At 63.4% G+C, this 4,642-nt stretch carries 5 protein-coding genes; 1 reads left to right on the top strand and 4 read right to left on the bottom strand.

Annotation, left to right across the window (positions count from 1 at the left end; genetic code table 11):
* The first annotated feature begins 521 nt into the window (after positions 1–521).
* Complete coding sequence (locus CAPSK01_RS14270; protein WP_034928028.1) at positions 522–2,741, top strand: SulP family inorganic anion transporter; 2,220 nt, start codon at positions 522–524, stop codon at positions 2,739–2,741.
* A 200-nt stretch (positions 2,742–2,941) separates the two neighbouring features.
* Here the strand turns inward: CAPSK01_RS14270 and CAPSK01_RS14265 are convergent, their stop codons facing one another.
* The 4 genes from CAPSK01_RS14265 to CAPSK01_RS14250 are packed head-to-tail and all read right to left on the bottom strand — an operon-like array spanning position 2,942 to position 4,585.
* Positions 2,942–3,334, bottom strand: a complete 393-nt coding sequence (locus tag CAPSK01_RS14265) for an OsmC family protein (RefSeq protein WP_273703734.1) — start codon at positions 3,332–3,334, stop codon at positions 2,942–2,944.
* 31 nt (positions 3,335–3,365) lie between these two features.
* Positions 3,366–3,812, bottom strand: a complete 447-nt coding sequence (locus CAPSK01_RS14260) for a YeeE/YedE family protein (RefSeq protein ID WP_034928025.1) — start codon at positions 3,810–3,812, stop codon at positions 3,366–3,368.
* 9 nt (positions 3,813–3,821) lie between these two features.
* The gene (locus CAPSK01_RS14255) at positions 3,822–4,256 is read right to left on the bottom strand and encodes a YeeE/YedE family protein (protein WP_034928301.1); all 435 of its coding nucleotides are present in this window, start codon (positions 4,254–4,256) and stop codon (positions 3,822–3,824) included.
* The gene (locus tag CAPSK01_RS14250; RefSeq protein ID WP_034928021.1) at positions 4,256–4,585 is read right to left on the bottom strand and encodes a metalloregulator ArsR/SmtB family transcription factor; all 330 of its coding nucleotides are present in this window, start codon (positions 4,583–4,585) and stop codon (positions 4,256–4,258) included. The genes CAPSK01_RS14255 and CAPSK01_RS14250 overlap by 1 nt, the downstream gene beginning before the upstream one ends.
* Positions 4,586–4,642: the final 57 nt, after the last annotated feature.

Genomic DNA, 4,642 nt, shown 5'->3' with positions numbered 1-4,642 from the left:
CCGCGGCCGTGCGGCGTCGCGCTAGCCCAGCGCCGCGCGACCAGCGATCTCCCGCGTAAGACGAGACTCAATCCTTGACATCCGCCGCTCATCGCCTAAGCTTGACCTGCGCTGCCGCAGGTCGACGCTTTCGCAGGTCGACGCTTTGCCGAGTGTTGCAAGCGGGACAGACTCTACGGCTCTTGCATGACCAGGCAATGAGAAAACACAGTTGTTGCCTCAATACCTTCTGGCTGCGGGACACGCGCCCTGGAACGTAAAACTCCACGAGACGACCTCCTCGATCTATAATGGATCTGAATACCCGTTCTACCCTAACCGGCATTTCCCGCGTCCCGCACGGCAACAACCCCGCCTCCCGTGGCCCATCCCGGCGACCCATTCAGTGCGTCCAACCAACTCCCGATGCGCAAGGCCTTGCGATGATGTTCGAGCAAGGCCAGGATCTGGCCTCTGGCCACTCACCCTGATCGCGGCGACAAGTCGGGCCGGCCCTTGGCTCCGTAGTCGAAAGGTCATCAATGTTGAGTGAACTGACAAGCAAGATCGCATTTTCCCGCGCAACGCTGACCAACGATGTCTGGGGTGGGCTGGCGGCGATGCTCGTCGCTCTGCCGTCAGCGATTGCGTTTGGCGTCACCATTCTGGCGCCTTTGGGTGGCACCCTGGCGGCCCAGGGTGCGCTCGCCGGAATCCTCGGCGCCACCGCTCTGGCGCTGGTGGCGCCTTCGTTTGGCGGCAGCAGCCGGCTGATTACCGCCCCCTGTGCGCCGGCGGCGGCAGTGCTTTCGGCGCTGGCGCTGACCTTTTCGCAGCAAGGTACGCCGGCCGACACGATTCTGCTGATGCTCGGTTTGATCGGCCTGCTGTCGGGGGCCATCCAGATTGGTCTCGGTCTGGCGGGCATCGGCCGCCTGATCAAGTTCATCCCTTTTCCGGTGGTCAGCGGCTATTTGAGCGGCGTCGGCCTGATCATCATCGGCAGCCAGATTCCCAAGTTTCTCGGCGTAGCGAATGGCACGACGCTAGTCGACGCCATTTCGTCGCCCGGCATGTGGTCATGGCCGGGAGTGGCGGTCGGTGCGGTGGCCATGGCCACCATGGTTCTCACGCCGCGCCTGACGCGTACCGTCCCGGCGGCGATTCTCGCCCTGTTGGCGGGGGTCGCCGGCTACCAGTTGCTCGGGGCGATGGACCCCGAACTACTGACGACGCAGGGCAACCCGCTGCTGGTCGGAAGCTTGAACACGGGTGACGTAGGCCTTGCCGATTCGATGATTCAGCACTGGAAGGCCTTCCAGGTGCTCAACGTCGAGACGGTGAGCAAGGTTCTCGTGCCCTCGCTGACGCTGGCGGTTCTGCTCTCGATCGACACGCTCAAGACCTGCGTGGTGATCGACGCCATGACCAAGACGCACCACGACTCGAACCGCGAACTGGTCGGGCAGGGTTTGGGCAATATCGCCTCGTCGATGATTGGCGGCATACCGGGCGCCGGAACCATGGGGGCTTCGCTGATCAACATCTCCAGCGGTGGCACAAGCCGTACTTCCGGATTGATCTGCGGCGTCTTTTCGCTGCTTGCCTTTCTGCTCCTCGCGCCGCTGATCGCCTGGGTACCGGTGGCCGCGCTGGCCGCCATCCTGATGGTCATCGGTTACCGGATGATCGACCAGCACAGTCTGCATTTTTTCTTTACCCCGACGACACGCCTCGATTTCGTGGTGATCGTGGCAGTGATTCTGGTGGCGATTTTCGTCAATCTGATTGCCGCTTCGGGGGTCGGCGTTGCGCTCGCCATGGTGCTGTTCATCCGCGAGCAGACGCGCAGCTCCGTCGTCAGAAACCGTATCGACGGACCGGAAATATTCTCCAAACACGCCTACAAACTGCGCGACACCGGGCAAGCGCTGGAGCAAGCCAGGCAGGCAGTGGTCTTCGAGCTCCAGGGCAGTCTGTTCTTCGGCACAGCCAGCCAACTGCAGGCGGCGCTGGAGCCGGAAATCGGCGCCCGTACCTACGTCATCCTGAGCATGCGACGCGTGCAGTCGCTCGATGTGACCGCCACGCATGTGCTCGAGCAGATCAAGGATCGGCTGGAAGAACACAACGCGTATCTGGTGTTTTGCGACATTCCCAAGGGCCTGCCCAGCGGCCTGAAGATGAAACGCTTTCTCAAGGAAACCGGAGTCGTCCGACCGACCAACAAAGCCTTCGCCTTCCGCCAACTGGACGAGGCACTCGAATGGGTCGAAACCAATGGCGGGGCCAACGCCGTCACCCAAGACACCGCCCTGCCCGCGATGGCTCTCGCGGATTCCCCTTTCCTGCGGGGAATCTCGCCCGATGGAGTGCGCGCGCTGAGCGCCGCCGTCAGCACGCGTCCGGTGCGCGCTGGCGACTTCGTCTTCAAGGTCCACGAGGACGACGATTCGCTGTTCATCGTGCGCAGCGGGTCGGTCAAGGTGACGGTGCCGATCGACCGGAAGGAAAGTTATCATCTGGCGACGATCGGCCCCGGCGAACTCATCGGAGGCATGGGTTTCCTGGAGTCCAGTGGTCATGTGACCGATGCGCTGGCGCTCACCGATGTCGAGGTCTACGTTTTGGCACACGAGGACTTCGACCTCCTGGCCAAGCAACACGGCGACCTTGCGCTGTCCATCGTGCACAACGTGGCGCTCAATCTATCGATGCGCTTGCGGGTCACCATCGGCGAGTTGCAGGCTCTGCGCGGCTGAACGCTCCGAGGAACGCCTGGCAGCGTGTCGTTGGCGATTTCCAGCGCTTCCGCCTCATCCTTGAAGGTGGTGACCGCGAGTACCGGCTCGAAATCTCCTTTGCAGCGATCGACGCCTTCGTTCAGAGCGGGCGTTTGACCGTCAACGCAGCGCGGATCTGGCCCCTTGCGTAACCGGTGGCGCGGTCGTTCGGCGCTTGTTCAGGAGACAGTGGCGGGCATTTCGCTGGCCGAGAAGGCAATTTCGGCACCCGTCTGGACGATCTTCTTCACAGCACAATCGTTGATCGCTTGGAGAACGCGTTCCCGCTGTTCCGCAGAGAAGTTCTCGGGAAAGCTGACTTCAGTGCGGAAGCGCGCCAGCGTCAGTGGCCCGCCGTGGCCGGCGAAGGGCTTGCAGCCGATCCTGATTCCCGCCGCAGACACCCCCATTGCCTTGCACTCCTTCTTCGCATAGACCGCCGCGCAGCTCGCCAGCACAGCGTAGAAGGCTTCCAGCGGATTCATCAGCGAGCCATCGACGGCGTAGCTCACCTGATGCTTGCCGCCGCGCACGGTAATCACTTTCGAATCATCGACATCGACCGAATACATTGAATTCTCCTGATAAAAGATGGACCGCGGATCACTTGCCCGCGTCAGACTGCGCCTGGCGCGCGCGCGACCGGCGCTCGTAGGCGGTGAAGAGGGCCATGCCGGCGAGCATGGCGAGGACGAAGACGAAGCCCTTGGCGCTGCCGCTACCGAGCAGGACGAGAGCCGGCCCAGGGCAGATTCCCGCCAGACCCCAGCCGATGCCGAACAGGGTGCTGCCGGCCAGCAGCCGGCGGTCGATCTGCCGGGCAGTCGGCATCTGCAGCGGCTTGCCGCGCAGCGAGGTCGGCCGCTGCGCGGCGATGCGGAAGGCCAGCAGGCCGACGGCGATCGCGCCGGCCATGACCAGCGCCAGAGAGGGATCCCAGTCGCCGACGAGATCGAGAAAAGCGAGCACCTTGGCCGGGTTGCTCATGCCGGAGACGATCAGGCCGCAGCCGAAGACGAGACCGATCAGCAGTGAAATCAGCACACTCATGCGAGGCTCCTAGGCGAAAAGATGGCGACCAGCGAAGACGGTTGCGAAGCCGGCGGTCATGAAGACGATGGTGGCGACCAGCGAGCGCGGCGAGCGGCGTGACAGCCCGCAGACGCCGTGGCCGCTGGTGCAGCCCGAACCGAGCCGGCTGCCGAAGCCGACCAGCACGCCGGCGACGACGAGCGTTGCCCAACCGGTATCGATGCGGCTCTGTGGCAACTCGGCCAGCGCCTGGTAAAGCAGGGGCGCTGCCACCAGCCCGAGTGCAAACGCCGCCCGCCAGGCAACGTCGCCCTCCCTGAGCGGTTGCAGCAAGCCGCCAACGATACCGCTGATGCCGGCGATGCGTCCTTCGAGAAGAATCAGCAGCGCCGCCGCGAGGCCGATCAGCAGGCCACCGGCAAGGGCGCTGGCGGGTGTGAAATGCAGCCAGTCGATGGTGATCATGGGTTCTCGCCCCCCGCTTGCGGGCAGTACATCTCATAGAGGGTGGTGAGCAGGGCGAGTACCCGCACGTCGGCGACCGAGTAGTAGATCTTCTTGCCGTCACGCCGCGTGCTTACCAGTCCTTCGCTGCGCAGAACGCCGAGTTGCTGCGACAAGGTCGGCTGGTGGAGGTCGAGCAGTTCCTCGAGTTCGCCGACGCACTTCTCGCCCTGACTGAGCTGGCACATCAGCAGCAGGCGGTTGGTGTTGGCGAGCACGCCGAGAACGGCCGTCGCCCGGCCAGCAGCGGCGCGCATCGACTCGATATCAAGGGTGGTGGTGTCCATGGCTCGATCTCCTCGAAAAGTTATACTTGACAATATTATGTTATACAGTATTATGTA

It is taken from the genome of Candidatus Accumulibacter vicinus (assembly GCF_000584955.1).
Classification (GTDB): Bacteria; Pseudomonadota; Gammaproteobacteria; order Burkholderiales; family Rhodocyclaceae; genus Accumulibacter; species Accumulibacter vicinus.
The sequence above is the reverse complement of the archived record's forward strand: the minus strand, read 5'-3'. Positions and strand labels throughout refer to the sequence as shown.